This is a genomic window from Blastococcus sp. PRF04-17, assembly GCF_023016265.1.
Classification (GTDB): Bacteria; Actinomycetota; Actinomycetes; order Mycobacteriales; family Geodermatophilaceae; genus Blastococcus_B.
On record NZ_CP095412.1, the window covers coordinates 4,109,529 to 4,124,079 of the forward strand.

General features: G+C 73.4%; 14 protein-coding genes and 1 tRNA gene. 7 read left to right on the forward strand and 8 right to left on the reverse strand.

Annotated features, from left to right (window positions below; genetic code table 11):
- Positions 1–9 precede the first annotated feature (9 nt).
- The 4 genes from MVA48_RS20915 to MVA48_RS20930 form a co-directional block, all read right to left on the reverse strand.
- Complete coding sequence (locus MVA48_RS20915; RefSeq protein ID WP_246983163.1) at positions 10–552, reverse strand: GNAT family N-acetyltransferase; 543 nt, start codon at positions 550–552, stop codon at positions 10–12.
- A complete protein-coding gene (locus MVA48_RS20920) occupies positions 545–1,669 on the reverse strand; it encodes an alpha/beta fold hydrolase (protein WP_246983165.1) in 1,125 nt (374 codons plus the stop codon). The genes MVA48_RS20915 and MVA48_RS20920 overlap by 8 nt, the downstream gene beginning before the upstream one ends.
- The gene (locus MVA48_RS20925) at positions 1,590–1,931 is read right to left on the reverse strand and encodes a hypothetical protein (protein WP_246983167.1); all 342 of its coding nucleotides are present in this window, start codon (positions 1,929–1,931) and stop codon (positions 1,590–1,592) included. The genes MVA48_RS20920 and MVA48_RS20925 overlap by 80 nt, the downstream gene beginning before the upstream one ends.
- Before the next feature lie 67 nt (positions 1,932–1,998).
- A complete protein-coding gene (locus MVA48_RS20930) occupies positions 1,999–3,498 on the reverse strand; it encodes a long-chain-fatty-acid--CoA ligase (protein WP_246983169.1) in 1,500 nt (499 codons plus the stop codon).
- Between the two features lie 141 nt (positions 3,499–3,639).
- On the opposite strand from MVA48_RS20930, the gene MVA48_RS20935 reads away from it, so the two are divergent.
- Positions 3,640–4,386, forward strand: coding sequence for an SDR family NAD(P)-dependent oxidoreductase (locus tag MVA48_RS20935; protein ID WP_246983171.1), 747 nt, complete (start codon positions 3,640–3,642; stop codon positions 4,384–4,386).
- Positions 4,387–4,416: 30 nt separating this feature from the next.
- Here the strand turns inward: MVA48_RS20935 and MVA48_RS20940 are convergent, their stop codons facing one another.
- Positions 4,417–5,304, reverse strand: coding sequence for an alpha/beta fold hydrolase (locus tag MVA48_RS20940; protein ID WP_246983173.1), 888 nt, complete (start codon positions 5,302–5,304; stop codon positions 4,417–4,419).
- Positions 5,305–5,456: 152 nt separating this feature from the next.
- Between MVA48_RS20940 and MVA48_RS20945 the strand changes: the two genes are divergently transcribed.
- Entirely contained in the window at positions 5,457–6,131 is a 675-nt protein-coding gene (locus MVA48_RS20945; protein ID WP_246983174.1) for a hypothetical protein, read from the forward strand.
- A 10-nt stretch (positions 6,132–6,141) separates the two neighbouring features.
- Here the strand turns inward: MVA48_RS20945 and MVA48_RS20950 are convergent.
- From MVA48_RS20950 to MVA48_RS20960, 3 genes are all read right to left on the reverse strand, one after another.
- A tRNA-Arg gene (locus MVA48_RS20950) sits at positions 6,142–6,213 on the reverse strand.
- 68 nt (positions 6,214–6,281) lie between these two features.
- A complete protein-coding gene (locus tag MVA48_RS20955; protein WP_246983175.1) occupies positions 6,282–6,938 on the reverse strand; it encodes a DUF305 domain-containing protein in 657 nt (218 codons plus the stop codon).
- Positions 6,935–7,672, reverse strand: coding sequence for a DUF3105 domain-containing protein (locus MVA48_RS20960; RefSeq protein ID WP_246983176.1), 738 nt, complete (start codon positions 7,670–7,672; stop codon positions 6,935–6,937). The genes MVA48_RS20955 and MVA48_RS20960 overlap by 4 nt, the downstream gene beginning before the upstream one ends.
- A gap of 172 nt (positions 7,673–7,844) precedes the next feature.
- On the opposite strand from MVA48_RS20960, the gene argS reads away from it, so the two are divergent.
- Genes argS through thrB form a run of 5 tightly spaced genes read left to right on the forward strand, consistent with a single transcriptional unit; the run spans position 7,845 to position 14,323 of the window.
- Positions 7,845–9,518 (forward strand): arginine--tRNA ligase, encoded by a 1,674-nt coding sequence (gene argS / locus MVA48_RS20965; protein ID WP_246983177.1) that lies wholly within the window; start codon positions 7,845–7,847, stop codon positions 9,516–9,518.
- A complete protein-coding gene (gene lysA / locus MVA48_RS20970; RefSeq protein ID WP_246983179.1) occupies positions 9,515–11,008 on the forward strand; it encodes a diaminopimelate decarboxylase in 1,494 nt (497 codons plus the stop codon). Before argS ends, lysA begins: the two co-directional genes overlap by 4 nt.
- Complete coding sequence (locus MVA48_RS20975) at positions 11,005–12,294, forward strand: homoserine dehydrogenase (protein ID WP_246983181.1); 1,290 nt, start codon at positions 11,005–11,007, stop codon at positions 12,292–12,294. Before lysA ends, MVA48_RS20975 begins: the two co-directional genes overlap by 4 nt.
- Positions 12,291–13,370 (forward strand): threonine synthase, encoded by a 1,080-nt coding sequence (gene thrC / locus MVA48_RS20980; RefSeq protein WP_246983183.1) that lies wholly within the window; start codon positions 12,291–12,293, stop codon positions 13,368–13,370. The genes MVA48_RS20975 and thrC overlap by 4 nt, the downstream gene beginning before the upstream one ends.
- Positions 13,367–14,323, forward strand: coding sequence for a homoserine kinase (gene thrB / locus MVA48_RS20985; RefSeq protein ID WP_246983185.1), 957 nt, complete (start codon positions 13,367–13,369; stop codon positions 14,321–14,323). Before thrC ends, thrB begins: the two co-directional genes overlap by 4 nt.
- Positions 14,324–14,551 lie beyond the last annotated feature (228 nt).

Here is a 14,551-nt window from a genome sequence, read left to right on the forward strand (position 1 = left end):
GGCCGTCCGTCAGCGGTTGCTCGCCTCCAGTTCCTCCGTCACGCCGACGGTGTCCATGCCCTCCCAGGTCGCGCGCACGTGGTGGGCCAGCACCATCAGGTCGCGCAGCTGCCCGCTGCGGTCGCGGATGTGGTCGACCAGCAGCGCCTCGCCGGTGAAGCCGAGGTCGGTGAACAGCGCCAGGGCGGCCCCCTGCTCGGCCACGACCTCCACCACCAGCTTGGACAGGCCCGCGGAGACCGCCTCGACGAGGGCTCGCCGCGCCAGCTCCCGGCCGAGGCCGGAGCCGCGGTGGTGGGGGGAGACGACCAGCCGCACCTCGCCGACGTGGTCCGACCAGCCGGGCAGCGGCCGGACGGCGACGTAGCCGGTGACGTCTTCTCCCTCCGTCGACACCCAGCGACCACCCGCGCCGGCCCACGAACGGACCGTCTCCGGGTCGTGCACCTCCTCCCGGATGAAGGTCAGGTCGCCCTCGGGCAGCTCGGCGAAGAACCGCAGCAGCGCGTCGCAGCGCTCCGGTCCCAGCTCCACGATCGGCACGTCAGGCACCCCGTTCCTCGGCAGGCGACGCCAGCTCGTCGCTGCGCCGGCGGATGAAGTCGATGATCGTCGGCACCGTCGTGCGGGCCGCCGTGCGCCCGACGACCAGGCCCATGTGCCCGGCGTCCAGGCACAGCTCGTGCTTGTCCGCCGACCCCACCAGGTCGATCAGGGGCGCGGTCGCCGCCTCCGGGACGATGTGGTCGCGGGTGCCCCGGACGGTGAGGAACGGGACGGCGATGTCCGCGAGGTGCACCGGGTCGCCGCCGACGGTGAGCCGGTCGTTCACCATCCCGTTCTCCCGCACGAGCATCCGCACCGTGTCCCGCGCCGCGGCGCCGGGGAAGGGCACGTGGTCGTCCGACCAGCCGGTCATGGCCTGGTAGGAGGCGACGTACTCGTCGTTCCAGAGCCGTTCCCACAGGCTGACGTAGCGGGTCACCTCCGCGGTCGGCGTCAGCGCCCGGAAGCCCTGGACGACGATCGACGGCGGCACGTTGCCGTCGCGGTCGAGCACGGAGTCCACCTCCATCCGGCCCACGGAGAAGATGTCGGCCAACGGCCCCATGTGCCGGAAGTCGACCGGCGTGGCCAGGACCGTCAGGCTGCGCAGCGGCGCGTCGGGGTGGTGGGCGGCGTAGAGCAGCGTGAGGTCGCCGCCGAAGCAGTAGCCGAAGAGGTTCACCTCGTCGGCCCCCGACAGCTCCAGGACGCGCTCGACGCCGGCCGGGATGTAGTCGTCGACGTAGTCCTCGAGGCGGTTCTCCGCGTCCCGCTCGTCGGGCTCACCCCAGTCGAGCAGGTACACGTCGAAGCCGGCGTCGAGCAGCTGCTCGACGAAGCTGTTGCCCGGCGTGAGGTCGAGGATGTAGCTGCGGCTGATCAGGCTGAACACGATCAGCAGCGGCGGCCCGTACCGGACGCCGCCGTTCTTCCCGGGGTCGTTCCGGTAGTGCCACAACTGCGTCCGGCCGCGCTGCCAGACGACGTCCCTGGGGGTCAGGCCCACCCCGGGCCGGTCGACACCGGCGACGAGCTTGATCCCGTTACGCGCGCGGAGGGCGTTGCGCTCCACGTCGCGCCGGACGCGCTCGAGGAGCGTCTGGGGGCTGGGCACCTGCGCCATCGCGCTGCTCCCTCGTCGTCTCGTCGGTCGGTCCGGCGCCGGCCCGGTCGGCGCGGCGTCGCTCGGCCTCGAGCTGCACGCTCAGCCGGCGCACCTCGCGGTCGAGGGCCCCGATCTGCGCGCGCAGCCGGCTGACGTCGCTGCCCGCGGGCAGGTTCACCAGGTGCCAGGCCCGCGCGGTGAGGTCGCGGGCCGAGTCGCGCACCAGCTTCTCGGCCCGCCGGGCGAGCGAGACGCCGACGGAGAACGTCGGAGTCCGCACGAACGTCTCGGCCCGCGGGGTGACGGCCCGCTCCGCGGCGTCGAAGGCCTGCCGCCACAGCGGGGGCTCATCGCTGCCCGACCTGTTCGGGCACCTCCACCGCGCGGCGGAGGATCTTCCCCGTGGGCCCCTTCGGCAGGCTGTCCACGAGCCACAGGTGCCGCGGGTACTTGTAGGCGGCGACCCGCGCCTTGACGAACTCGCGCAGCTCCTCGGGATCTGCCGTGGCGTCCGGCTTCAGTGCCACGGCCGCGGCGACCTCCTCGCCCAGCTCGGGGTGCGCGACGCCGATGCAGGCGGCCTCGGCCACCGCCGGGTGCTCGTAGAGCGCCTCTTCGATCTCCCGCGGGTACACGTTGTAGCCGCCGCGGATGATCATCTCCTTCTTGCGGTCCACGATGAAGAAGTAGCCGTCCTCGTCCTGACGCGCCAGGTCGCCGGTGCGGAACCAGCCGTCCGGGATCGACTTCGCCGTCTCCTCGGCCTTGCCCCAGTAGCCCCGCATCACGTTCTCGCCCCGGATCGCGATCTCGCCGACCTCGCCCGGGGTGACGTCCTTGCCGTCGTCGTCGACCAGGCGCATCTCCACGCCGGCGATGGGGGTGCCGATCGACCCGGGCTTCCGCTCGGCGTGCGGGTGGTTGAACGAGGCGACCGGCGAGGTCTCGGACAGGCCGTAGCCCTCGAGGATGACGCAGCCGAACTTCTCCTCGAAGGCGCGCATGACCTCGACCGGCATCGCCGAGCCGCCCGAGACGCACAACCGCAGGCTGGAGACGTCCTGGGTGCCGGCGACGGGGGAGTGCAGCACCCCGGCGAACATGGTCGGCACGCCCTCGAAGATCGTGACCTTGTCCCGGTCGATGACCGACAGCGCCTTCGCGCCGTCGAACCGGGGGATGAGCGTCAGGGTCGAGCCGCGCAGGACGGCGGTGTTGAGGCCGCAGGTCAGGCCGAAGACGTGGAACAGCGGCAGGCAGCCCATGATCACGTCGTCGGCGGTGTTCTCGGCGAGCGTCTCGGCCGTCGTCCGGCAGTTGCCCGACAGGTTGGCGTGCGTCAGCTCGGCGCCCTTGGGCTGGCCGGTGGTGCCCGAGGTGTAGAGGATGACCGCGAGGTCGTCCCCGGCCCGCTCGACGGCGGCGTCGAGGGGCTCGGCGTCCATCAGCGCCTCCGGCAGCGCCGGGCCCACGGTGACCGCGTCCACGCCGACCGTCGCGGCCGCCTCCGTCACCGGCTCGGCCGGCTCGAGCGCGACGACCAGTCGCGCCCCGGAGTCCCGCAGGTAGTACTCGACCTCGCGGGCCTTGAGCAGCGGGTTCATCGGGACGACGGCGGCGCCGGCCAGGAGCGCACCGTAGAAGACGACGGGGAACGACAGCACGTTCGGCACGACCATGCCGACGCGGTCGCCGGGGGTGACGCCGCGCGCCCGCAGCGAGCCGGCCACCTTCAGGGCGGCGTCACGGAACTGGCCGTAGGTCAGGACCGCGTCGTCCATCTTCAGGGCCGGGTGGTCGGGATCGTTGGCGGCGGTGTCCAGCAGGTTCTGGCCGAGATTGGTCACGGTCGGGCTCCTCCCCCTCGAGGCCGGGACCCGGCCCTACCCGGGCGGGAGGTGACCTACCCCACGTCCTGACTACCGTCCTGGGAACGAGCACGATCGACGACAGGAGCTGACCCGGTGGCGGACCGCACCATCCTTGACATGTTCCGGCTCGACGGCCGGGTGGCGATCGTGACGGGGGCCTCGTCGGGCCTCGGCGTCGTCTTCGCCCGCACGCTCGCCGAGGCCGGCGCCGACGTCGTCCTCGGCGCTCGCCGGGTGGACCGGCTGGCGGCGACGCAGCAGGCGGTGGAGGAGGCGGGCCGCCGCGCGATCTCCGTGGCCACCGACGTGGCGCGGCCCGACGACTGCCAGGCGCTCGTCGACGCGGCCATGGCCGAGTTCGGCCGCGTCGACGTCCTGGTGAACAACGCGGGCATCGGGACGGCGGCGCCGGCGACCCGGGAGACCCCGGAGCAGTTCCGCCAGGTGATCGACGTCAACCTCAACGGCTGCTACTGGATGGCTCAGGCGTGCGGCCGGGTGATGCAGCCGGGGAGCTCGATCGTGAACATCTCCAGCGTGCTCGGGCTGACCACCGCGGGTCTGCCGCAGGCCGCCTACGCGGCGAGCAAGGCCGGGCTGATCGGGCTGACCCGCGACCTGGCCCAGCAGTGGACCGGCCGCAAGGGCATCCGGGTCAACGCGCTGGCGCCCGGCTTCTTCGAGTCCGAGATGACCGACCAGTACCCCGAGGGCTACCTGGAGTCGCAGCTCGCGCGCGTGCTGGTCGGGCGCAAGGGCGATCCCAGGGAGCTCGCGGCCGCGCTGATCTTCCTGGTGAGCGACGCCGGCGGGTACGTCACCGGCACCACCCTCCCGGTCGAGGGCGGGATGCTGACCAGCTGAGCTCTGTCGTCACCCACCCACCCCGGCCGATCAGCCCGCCCGGGCGAACAACGCGGTCATCCGGTCGAGCAGCTGCGGCCACACCGCGCGCGGCAGGTCGTGGCCCATGCCATCGACGACGAGCAGGTCGCAGTCGGGGATCGCCGCCGCGGTGGCCCGGCCGCCGGTCACGTTCACCAGCGCGTCCTCCGCGCCGTGGATGACCAGCGTCGGCACCGCGATCTTCCGCAGCTCCGGAGTGCGGTCGGGCGTCGTGAGGATCGCGGCCAGCTGGCGGGCCACACCGGCCGGGTCGTAGGCCCGGTCGAAGGAGAGGCCGGCCCGGTCGCGCAGCGCGGACTCGTCGAACTCGAACCCGGGCGACCCGATCACGCGGTAGGTGTCCACGACGCGCTGGATCGCCGCGTCGCGGTCACCGGCCGGGGGAGCGAGGAGGACGCCGAGCGCGGCGTCGTTCGGCGACCCGACCGAGGGGTCGCCGGTGGTCGACATGATCGACGTCAGGGTGGCGACCCGCTCCGGGGCCCGGAGCGCCACGAGCTGGGCGATCATGCCGCCCATCGAGGCACCGACCAGGTGCACGCGGTCCAGGGCGAGGGCGTCGAGGAGGCCGATGGTGTCGTCGGCCAGGTCCGCGAGACCGTAGGCGACCGACGAGGTGTCGCCGCCGAGGACGGACATGACGTCGGGCGCGCCGGCGTCGTGCAGGTGGGTGGACAGCCCGATGTCGCGGTTGTCGAAGCGGACGACGAAGTACCCGCGTCCGGCCAGGTCGCGGCAGAAGTCGTCGGGCCAGCCGATCATCTGCGTGGCCAGGCCCATGACCAGGAGCACCGGGGGGTCCTCCCGGCGGCCGAACGTCTCGTAGGCGATCTCGATCTCGCCCACCTGGACCCGCTGGACCGCCTCGGTCGTCATGGCGGGACGGTAGCTCCGGGCCCGAGCGGCTCCGGCGCCGGGTGCAGGCGTCGTCCGACGGTGCGGGGTGCCGATACGGGCAGCTCGTCGACACGGTCACCCGCGCGGACGGAGCTCGGGACGCTCGGGTCGGGATCCGCCAGGATCGCCGGATGACTGCTCCGCGCCGGTCGCACCCGGTTCCTGCCGCGCTGTTGCTCGTCCTCGGCGCGGTGACCTGGGTGCCGGCCCGCTACGGCGTGATGACGACCTGGGACGAGCCGTGGCTCGGCCTGGACTACACCGCCTGGAACCGGGGCATGCTCATTCCCCTCCTGCTGTTCGCCGGGGGCGCGATCACCGCCGCGCGGACAGCCGCCGCACGGGCCGCCGCCGTCGCGTGGTCGGCCGTGGCCACCGGCTTCTCCCTCTCCTGGGTCGGCGTCGCCGTCGAGTTCGTCCTCGGCGGTGGCCTGCACGGCGGACCGCGCGACCTGGCCGTCGGCGGCTGGACGATCTACCTGATCGGCACGGCCGTCACCGCCGTCGGCGCGCTCGCACTCGGTGCCGCGCTGGTCAGGAGGAACAGCAGCATCGCCGTGGCCGCCGTCGTCGCCGGCGTGGCGATCCTCGCCTGGCCGCCGCTGCTCGCCGCCTCACTCGACCGCCTGGCTGTCGTCGACCAGCTGCTCGTCGGCCTGGCCTGGGGCGTCGTGGGGCTCCATCTGAGGCCGCCGGCCGGGTCCGGCAGTGCCGCCAGCCGCGGTACCGGCATGTCGGGAACGGCCCGGGACAGCGGCTCCGATCGACGAGACAGGTCTGTCGGCCCATTCCTGGACCGACCATGAGAACCAGGGGTGCCCCCGGCAGGATTCGAACCTGCGCACCCGCCTCCGGAGGGCGGTGCTCTATCCCCTGAGCTACGGGGGCTCGTGGTGGTGGGGCGGGAAAGAAGTTACCAGCCGCCCGACCGACCACGGGCACGGGCCACGTGACGGCTACGGCGCCGGCAGCGGCGTCCCGCCCCGCTCGGCGAGCATGCCGGCCATCAGGTTCGTCTCGGCCGACTGCGACCGGACCATGCTGCCGGCCAGGCTCCGCACGGCCGGCTCCTGCGCGTGCTGCGCGGCGTACTCGGCCATCTCCCTGCCGCCCTGGTGGTGCCGGATCATCAGCCGCAGGAACTCCACGTCGAACTCGGTGCCGGACAGCTCGCGGAGGTCGGCGAGCTCCTGCTGCGTAGCCATCCCGGGCATCAGCCCGCCCTCGCCCATCGCGTGGCCGGCGTGGTCACCCTCACCCATCCAGCCCATGACGTCGCCGCCGGTCGGCTGCAGGCCCCAGAGGCTCAGCCAGCCCTGCATCCGCCCGGTCTGGTTCGTCTGGGTCGCGGAGATGTCGAACGCCAGGCCGCGGACGGCCCGGTCCTCGCTGCGCTCGAGCGCCAGGTTGGCCATCTGGACGCCCTGCAGGTGGTGCCGCGCCATGTCTCGGGAGAACCCGACATCGACGGAGTCCGCCGAGGGAACGGCGGAGCGGCCGATGCCGAGCGCGACGGCCAGCCCGCCGCCGAGCGCCACCAGGCCGACGGCGATCACGGCCAGGAGCGCCGTGCGCAGTGCGCGCGGGCGCGGCTCGGCGGGCGCAGCGGTCACTGCGGGGCGACCTCGGCCGGCGTCGGGTTCGCGGCGAACGTCGGGTTCTCGCAGCTGGCGCCCGGTTCCGGCGTGAACTCGCTGTTCAGGGTCAGGAAGTCCGCGAACTGCTTGAGTCGTTCGTCGGTCGCGTCGTCCACCTTGAGCTGGTGGCCCCACGACTGGATGCTCACCGGGGAGTCCTGGCCCACGTAGGGGGACAGCATTCGGCCGGGCTCGTTCTCGACCAGCTCCGCGAGCGTGGCGATGTCCTCGTCGGTGACCTCGTCGGGGTTGTAGGTGACCCAGACGGCGCCGTGCTCGAGGCTGTGCACCGCGTTCTCGTGGCGGATGTCGACGTCGTACACGGTCCCGGTGCAGTCGGCCCAGTCCGGCGGAGGCGCGTGCGGGCCGCCGACGGGCGGGGACTCGGAGTACTCGACCGTGGTGACGACGTGCTCCTGGCCGGCGGCGTAGTCGTAGGACCGGATGCCCTCGATCTCGTCGACGCTCTCGATCCGGTTGGCGTTGGCCTCGTTGACCTTGATCACCGCGTAGGTGATGACCGCGGCGGCGAAGACCACGACGGCGATCGCCGCGGCGATCAGTCCCCAGGGCCGCTGCGGCGCGACGACGTTCGCGGCCGGACGGGTCCGCCCGCCCTTCCCGTTCCGCGTCCCGGTGGCGGCGGCGCCGGACCGTGAGGACCCGCTGCGCTTCGCGGTCGCGGGGGCGTTCTTGCGGTCCTGGGCCAAAGCCACTCCTCGTGCTGCGTCCCGCGGCTGCCCGCGGCGGCGGTCCGGACGCCGTCGATCGGCCTTCCTCGGCACCCACTGTAGGTGGGCAACCTGAGGGGACCCTGGCAATCGCACGTCGGAGGCGGGGCGGGCCGACGGGGCGGTTCTCCGCGGTCAGTACGCTCGACGGGTGACACCGGAGCAGCTGCAGGACGTCGTCCGGACCGCCGTCGGGGCGGTCGCGGGCCGAGGCGCGCTGCCCGTCGAGGTCCCCTCCGAGGTGGTCGTCGAACGCCCCAAGAACCCGGAGCACGGCGACTACGCGACCAATGTCGCCCTCCGCCTGGCCAAGCCGGCCGGGCGGCCGCCCCGCGCTGTCGCCGAGTTGCTCGCCGAGGAACTGCAGGCCCAGGCCGGCATCGAGCGCGTCGACGTCGCCGGGCCCGGCTTCCTCAACATCACCCTCGCGCAGGGCGCACTGGGGACGATCGCGGTCGATGCCGTGACGGCCGGCGAGGGCTACGGCCGCACCGACGTGCTCGCCGGCCAGCGGCTGAACCTGGAGTTCGTCTCGGCGAACCCGACCGGGCCGGTCACGCTCGGTTCCACGCGGTGGGCCGCCGTCGGCGACGCCATGGCCCGGCTCCTGGAGTCGAGCGGCGCGTCGGTCAGCCGCGAGTACTACGTCAACGACGCCGGCGCCCAGATCGAGCGGTTCGCCCGCAGCCTGCAGGCGGCGGCACTGGGCCGGCCGGTGCCCGAGGACGGCTACCAGGGCGACTACGTCGACGTCGTCGCGCAGCAGGTCGTCGGCGGCACAGCGGGGCTGCTCGACCTCCCGGAGGACGAACAGGTCGCGGTGTTCGCCGACCGGGGCGTCGCGGCGATGGTCTCCGACATCCGCACCACCCTCGACGACTTCGGTGTGCACTTCGACACGTTCTTCTCCGAGCGGACGCTGCACGAGTCCGGCGCCCTGGAGAAGGCGGTGGCCCGGCTGCGGGAGCAGGGGCACGTCTTCGAGTCCGACGGCGCCGTCTGGCTGCGGACGACGGACTTCGGGGACGACAAGGACCGGGTGCTGATCAAGGCCGGCGGTGAGCCGACCTACTTCGCCGCCGACTGCGCCTACTACCTGGACAAGCGCTCGCGGGGCTTCGACCGGGTCGTCATCATGCTGGGCGCCGACCACTCCGGTTACGTCGGCCGGTACAAGGCGCTGGTCGCCGCCGCCGGCGACGACCCGGACGCGCACCTGGAGATCCTGATCGGGCAGCTGGTGAACCTGGTCAAGGACGGCGAGCCGGTCCGGATGAGCAAGCGCAAGGGCAACTTCGTGCTGCTCACCGACCTGGTCGACGCGGTCGGCCGCGATGCGGCCCGCTACGCGCTGGCCCGCGCCTCGGTGGACCAGCCGATCGACATTGACGCCGATCTGTGGAGCAGGCAGACCAACGACAACCCGGTCTTCTACGTGCAGTACGCGCACGCCCGGATCTCCTCGGTGCTGCGCAACGCGGGCGACCTCGGCCTGACCACGAGCCTCACCCCGCCCGCCCCGGGAGACGTCGACGTCGCGCAGCTCACCCACGACCGGGAGAACGACCTGCTGCGGGCCATCGGCGAGTTCCCGCGCGTGCTGTCGACGGCCGCCGAACTGCGGGCGCCGCACCGGGTGGCCCGCTACCTCGAGGAGCTGGCGGGTACCTACCACCGCTTCTACGATGCCTGCCGGGTCCTGCCCCGCGGCGACGAGGAGGCCGGCCCGCTGACCACCGCCCGGCTGTGGCTGTGCGCCGCGACGGCGACGGTCCTGCGCAACGGTCTCGGTGTGCTCGGCGTGAGCGCTCCGGAGCGGATGTGAGAGCGCACCCCGCGGGGCCGCTGCACGGGAACATCTCCCCGCCCACGGCCGCCGGTGCCCCGCCGGCGGACCCCGGTGCGCTCGACCCGCACGTCTGGCCCCGGTCCGCCGAGCGCGTCGACGGCGTGCTGCACCTGGGTGGCCGGCCGGTCACCGAGCTGGCGAGGGAGCACGGCACGCCGCTGTTCGTGCTCGACGAGGGCGACTTCCGGGGCCGCGCCGGCGACTTCGCCGCCGCGTTCGCCGACGCCGACGTGCACTACGCGTCCAAGGCGTTCCTCTGCGGCCAGGTCGCCCGGTGGATCGCCGACGACGGTCTGCACCTCGACGCCTGCAGCGGCAACGAGCTGGCGCTGGCGCTGGCGGCCGGGTTCCCCGCCGAGCGCATCGCCCTGCACGGCAACAACAAGTCGCTCGTCGAGCTCCAGCTGGCGGTCGACGCCGGGATCGGGCACGTCGTCGTCGACTCCTTCGACGAGATCGACCGGCTGGTCCCGCTGGCCCGCGCCCGAACCCAGGACGGCGGACCGCCGGTGCCGGTGCTCATCCGCTCGACGGTGGGCATCGAGGCGCACACCCACGAGTTCATCGCCACCGCCCACGAGGACCAGAAGTTCGGTTTCTCCCTCGCGACCGGTGACGCGCTCGCCGCCGCCCGCCGGGTGATCGAGGAGCCGGCACTGCGGCTGACCGGCCTGCACAGCCACATCGGCTCCCAGATCTTCGACACCGCAGGCTTCGAGGCCGCCGCGCACCGGGTCGTCGGGTTGCTGGCCGCCGTCCGCCGGGAGACGGGGGAGACCCTCGAGGAGCTCAACCTCGGCGGCGGCTTCGGCATCGCCTACCTGCCCGAGGACGACCCGGTCAGCCCCGCCGACATCGCCGCCCGGCTGCGCTCCGTCGTCGCCGCCGAGTGCGCCGAGCAAGGCCTGCCGGTGCCTCGTCTGGCCGTCGAGCCCGGCCGCGCGATCGCGGGCCCCGGCACGGTCACCCTGTACGAGATCGGCACCATCAAGCCGGTGCGGCTGGGCGCCAGCGGCGCGCCGGGCACCCCGCTGGTGCGCAACTACGTGTCGGTGGACGGCGGGATGAGCGACAACATCCGCACCGCGCTCTACGACGCGAGCTACACCTGCGTGCTGGCCAACCGGACCTCCGACGCCCCGCCGGCGCTGTGCCGGGTCGTCGGCAAGCACTGCGAGAGCGGCGACATCCTGGTCCGCGACCTGTGGCTGCCCTCCGACGTGCAGGCCGGCGACCTGCTGGCCGTCGCCGCCACCGGCGCCTACTGCTGGTCGATGGCGAGCAACTACAACTACCTGCTCAAGCCGCCGGTGGTCGCCGTTCGCGACGGTGCCGCGACCGAGATCGTGCGCCGCCAGACGCTGGCCGACGTGTTCGCCCTCGACGCCGTCCTGGCCGACCAGGCGGCCCCCTCGCCGGCGCCGTCCCAGCCCGCCCCCGAGCACCCCGTGGGAGCCCGCTCGTGAAACCCCTCAAGGTGGCGCTGCTCGGCTGCGGCACGGTGGGCAGCGCCGTGCTGCGGCTGGTCTCCGAGCAGGCCGAGGACCTCGCCGCCCGCATCGGGCGACCGGTCGAGATCGCGGGCATCGCGGTCCGGCGGCCGGCGCACCACCCCGACGTCCCCCAGCACCTGCTCACCACGGACGCCGAGTCGCTGGTGACCCGCGAGGACGTCGACCTCGTGGTCGAGGTCATCGGCGGGATCGAGCCGGCGCGCACGCTCCTGCTCGCCGCCTTCGAGAACGGCAAGTCGGTGGTCAGCGCCAACAAGGCGCTGCTGGCCGACGACGGGCCGAACCTCCATGCGGCCGCGGTCAAGGCCGGCGTCGACCTGTACTACGAGGCCGCCGTCGCCGGGGCGATCCCGCTGCTGCGCCCGCTGCGGGAGTCGCTGGCCGGGGACCAGCTGCGCCGTGTCGTCGGGATCGTCAACGGCACGACCAACTACATCCTCTCGCGGATGGCCGAGACGGGCGCCGGGTTCGCCGAGGCGCTGGCCGAGGCGACCGAGCTGGGCTACGCCGAGGCCGACCCGACGGCCGACGTCGACGGGTTCGACGCCGCCGCCAAGGCCGCGATCCTCGCCTCGCTCGCCTTCCACACGCCGGTCGCGGCCGCCGACGTCTACCGCGAGGGAATCTCGGCGGTGTCGGCGACGGACGTGGCACGGGCCGCCGAGATCGGCTGCACGGTCAAGCTGCTGGCGATCTGCGAGCGGGTCGCCAACGGTGAGGGCGACTCGGTCGCCGTCCGCGTGCACCCGGCGATGATCCCGACGTCCCACCCCCTGGCCTCGGTCGGCGGCGCCTTCAACGCGGTCTTCGTCGAGGCGGAGGCCGCCGGCCAGCTGATGTTCTACGGCCAGGGTGCCGGCGGTGAGCCCACCGCCAGCGCCGTCCTCGGCGACCTCGTCGCCGTTGCCCGCAACCGGGTCACCGGCGCCTCCGGCCCCGCCGCCACCGGGTACGCGAACCTGGCCATCCGGCCGATGGCCGAGACGCCCACGCAGTACCACGTGAGCCTCGACGTCGCCGACAAGCCCGGTGTCCTCGCGACGGTCGCGCACACCTTCGCCGAGCACGGCGTCAGCATCTCCACGGTGCGCCAGAACGGACACGGCGATGCCGCGACACTGGTGATCGTCACCCACAGCGCCCCGGACGCGGCCCTGTCGGCCACTATTGCCGCGCTGCGGGACATGCCCGCGGTGCGCGCTGTGACCAGCGTGCTGCGCGTCGAGGGGCTGTCATGACGACGGGAGTGCGGGGTGCGGTCGGCCCGGGCTGGCCGGGCCTGATCGAGGCGTACCGCTCGCGGCTGCCGGTCAGCGAGAGCACGCCGGTGGTGACCCTGCAGGAGGGCAACACGCCGCTGCTGCCCGCGCAGGAGCTCTCCCGCCGGACCGGGTGCGAGGTCTACCTCAAGGTCGAGGGACTCAACCCGACCGGGTCCTTCAAGGACCGCGGCATGACGATGGCCATCACCAAGGCCGTCGAGGAGGGGTCGCAGGCGGTCATCTGCGCCTCCACCGGCAACACCAGCGCCAGCGCCGCCGCCTACGCCGCCCGCGCCGGTCTGGTCTGCGCCGTCCTCGTCCCGCAGGGCAAGATCGCGATGGGCAAACTGGCGCAGGCGCTGGTGCACGGCGCCCAGCTCCTCCAGGTCGACGGCAACTTCGACGACTGCCTGGCGCTGGCCAGCAAGCTGGCGATCGACTACCCGGTCAGCCTGGTCAACAGCGTCAACCAGTTCCGCATCGAGGGGCAGAAGACCGCGTCCTTCGAGATCGTCGACGTGCTCGGCGAGGCGCCGGACATCCACTGCCTGCCGGTGGGCAACGCGGGCAACATCACCGCCTACTGGCAGGGCTACCGCGAGTACGCGGCCGACGGCATCGCCTCGCGCACCCCGCGCATGTGGGGCTTCCAGGCGGCGGGTGCGGCACCGATCGTGACCGGCCAGGTGGTCGACCGGCCGGAGACCATCGCGACCGCGATCCGCATCGGCAACCCCGCCTCGTGGACCAAGGCGCTGGCCGCCCGCGACGACTCCGGCGGGCGCATCGACGCCGTCACCGACCGCGCCATCCTGGCCGCCTACCGGCTGCTGGCCCGATCGGAGGCGGTCTTCGTGGAGCCCGCGTCCGCGGCCTCCGTCGCCGGCCTGCTGCAGGTGGCCGACGCCGGGGAACTCGCGCCGGGCCAGCGGATCGTCTGCACCGTCACCGGCAACGGCCTCAAGGACCCGGAGTGGGCGATCTCCGGCGCGCCGGCACCGGTCACCATCCCGGTCGACGCCGCCGCGGCGGCGGCGCGGCTCGGCCTGTGACGGCCCCCACGCCGTCGGTCCGCATCCGGGTCCCGGCGACCAGCGCCAACCTGGGCCCCGCCTTCGACAGCGCCGGACTGGCGGTGACGATCCACGACGTCGTCGACTTCGCCGTCCGCGAGTCCGGGCTCACCGTCGAGGTGAGCGGCGAGGGCGCGGGCTGCCTGCCGGCCGACGAGTCGCACCTGGTCGTCCGGGCGTTCCGCGCCGCCTGCGAAGACCTCGGCTGGCGGCCGCCGGGCCTGGCCGTCCTCGCGCACAACGGCATCCCGCAGGGCCGTGGCCTGGGCTCGTCGGCCGCGGCCGTGGTCGCCGGCGCCCTGGGCGCCTGGGCACTGTGCCCGGAGGTCGAGGCGATCGACGGCGACGCCGTCCTGCGGCTGGTCACCGGCATGGAGGGGCACCCCGACAACGTCGCGGCCTGCCTCGTCGGCGGCGCGACCCTGAGCTGGGAGACCGGCGACGGCCCCGTCGCCGACGACCTGGACATCTCGCCCGAGGTCCGGCCGATCGTCCTCGTCCCGTCGGCCACGCTGAGCACCGAGAAGGCGCGCGGACTGCTCCCCGACCTCGTCCCGCACGCCGACGCCGCGTTCAACGCCGGCCGCGCGGCGCTGCTCGTGCACGCGCTCACCAGCGAGCCGGCGCTGCTGCTGGCCGCGACGGAGGACCGGCTGCACCAGCAGCAGCGGCGGGCCGCGATGCCGGCGACCCTGGATCTCGTCGACCGGCTCCGGGCGGCCGGCCACGCGGCCGTGGTGTCGGGTGCGGGGCCGAGCGTCCTGGTCCTGTCCCGCCGGTTCCCGGACGATCCGCCGGGCTCGCCGGACGACGCCGCGGACGTGCGCGAGGTGACCGCGCTCACCCCGGAAGGGTGGGAAGTGCTGCCCGTGGACGTCGATCGGGGTGGGGCACGCGTGCTCGCTGCGGCGAACGAGGTATCGTCTCGATAACGAGGAACACACTGGAACCAACCGGTGTTGTCCAGCCTGTGAGCTGCGTCTAGGCTCACGGCGTAGCCGCCCACTCGGGCGAGCCTCGCGCGGGGCCGAAGCAGACGATCTCTCTTCGCCGCTGATCCGCCTCGCACATTTTCGACCCGTTCCCCTGTGTGTGTTCCCGCCCTCGGGCCGGACCGGACGGGGACCGGGGCAATCCTGCGCTGATGAGCGCAGGTCTCC

Coding starts and splice junctions, on each gene's coding strand:
- MVA48_RS20920 (WP_246983165.1), bottom strand. CDS start 1,669: ATGGCGCAGGTGCCCAGCCCCCAGACGCTCCTCGAGCGCGTCCGGCGC.
- MVA48_RS20935 (WP_246983171.1), top strand. CDS start 3,640: ATGTTCCGGCTCGACGGCCGGGTGGCGATCGTGACGGGGGCCTCGTCG.
- MVA48_RS20940 (WP_246983173.1), bottom strand. CDS start 5,304: ATGACGACCGAGGCGGTCCAGCGGGTCCAGGTGGGCGAGATCGAGATC.
- MVA48_RS20945 (WP_246983174.1), top strand. CDS start 5,457: ATGACTGCTCCGCGCCGGTCGCACCCGGTTCCTGCCGCGCTGTTGCTC.
- thrC (WP_246983183.1), top strand. CDS start 12,291: ATGACGACGGGAGTGCGGGGTGCGGTCGGCCCGGGCTGGCCGGGCCTG.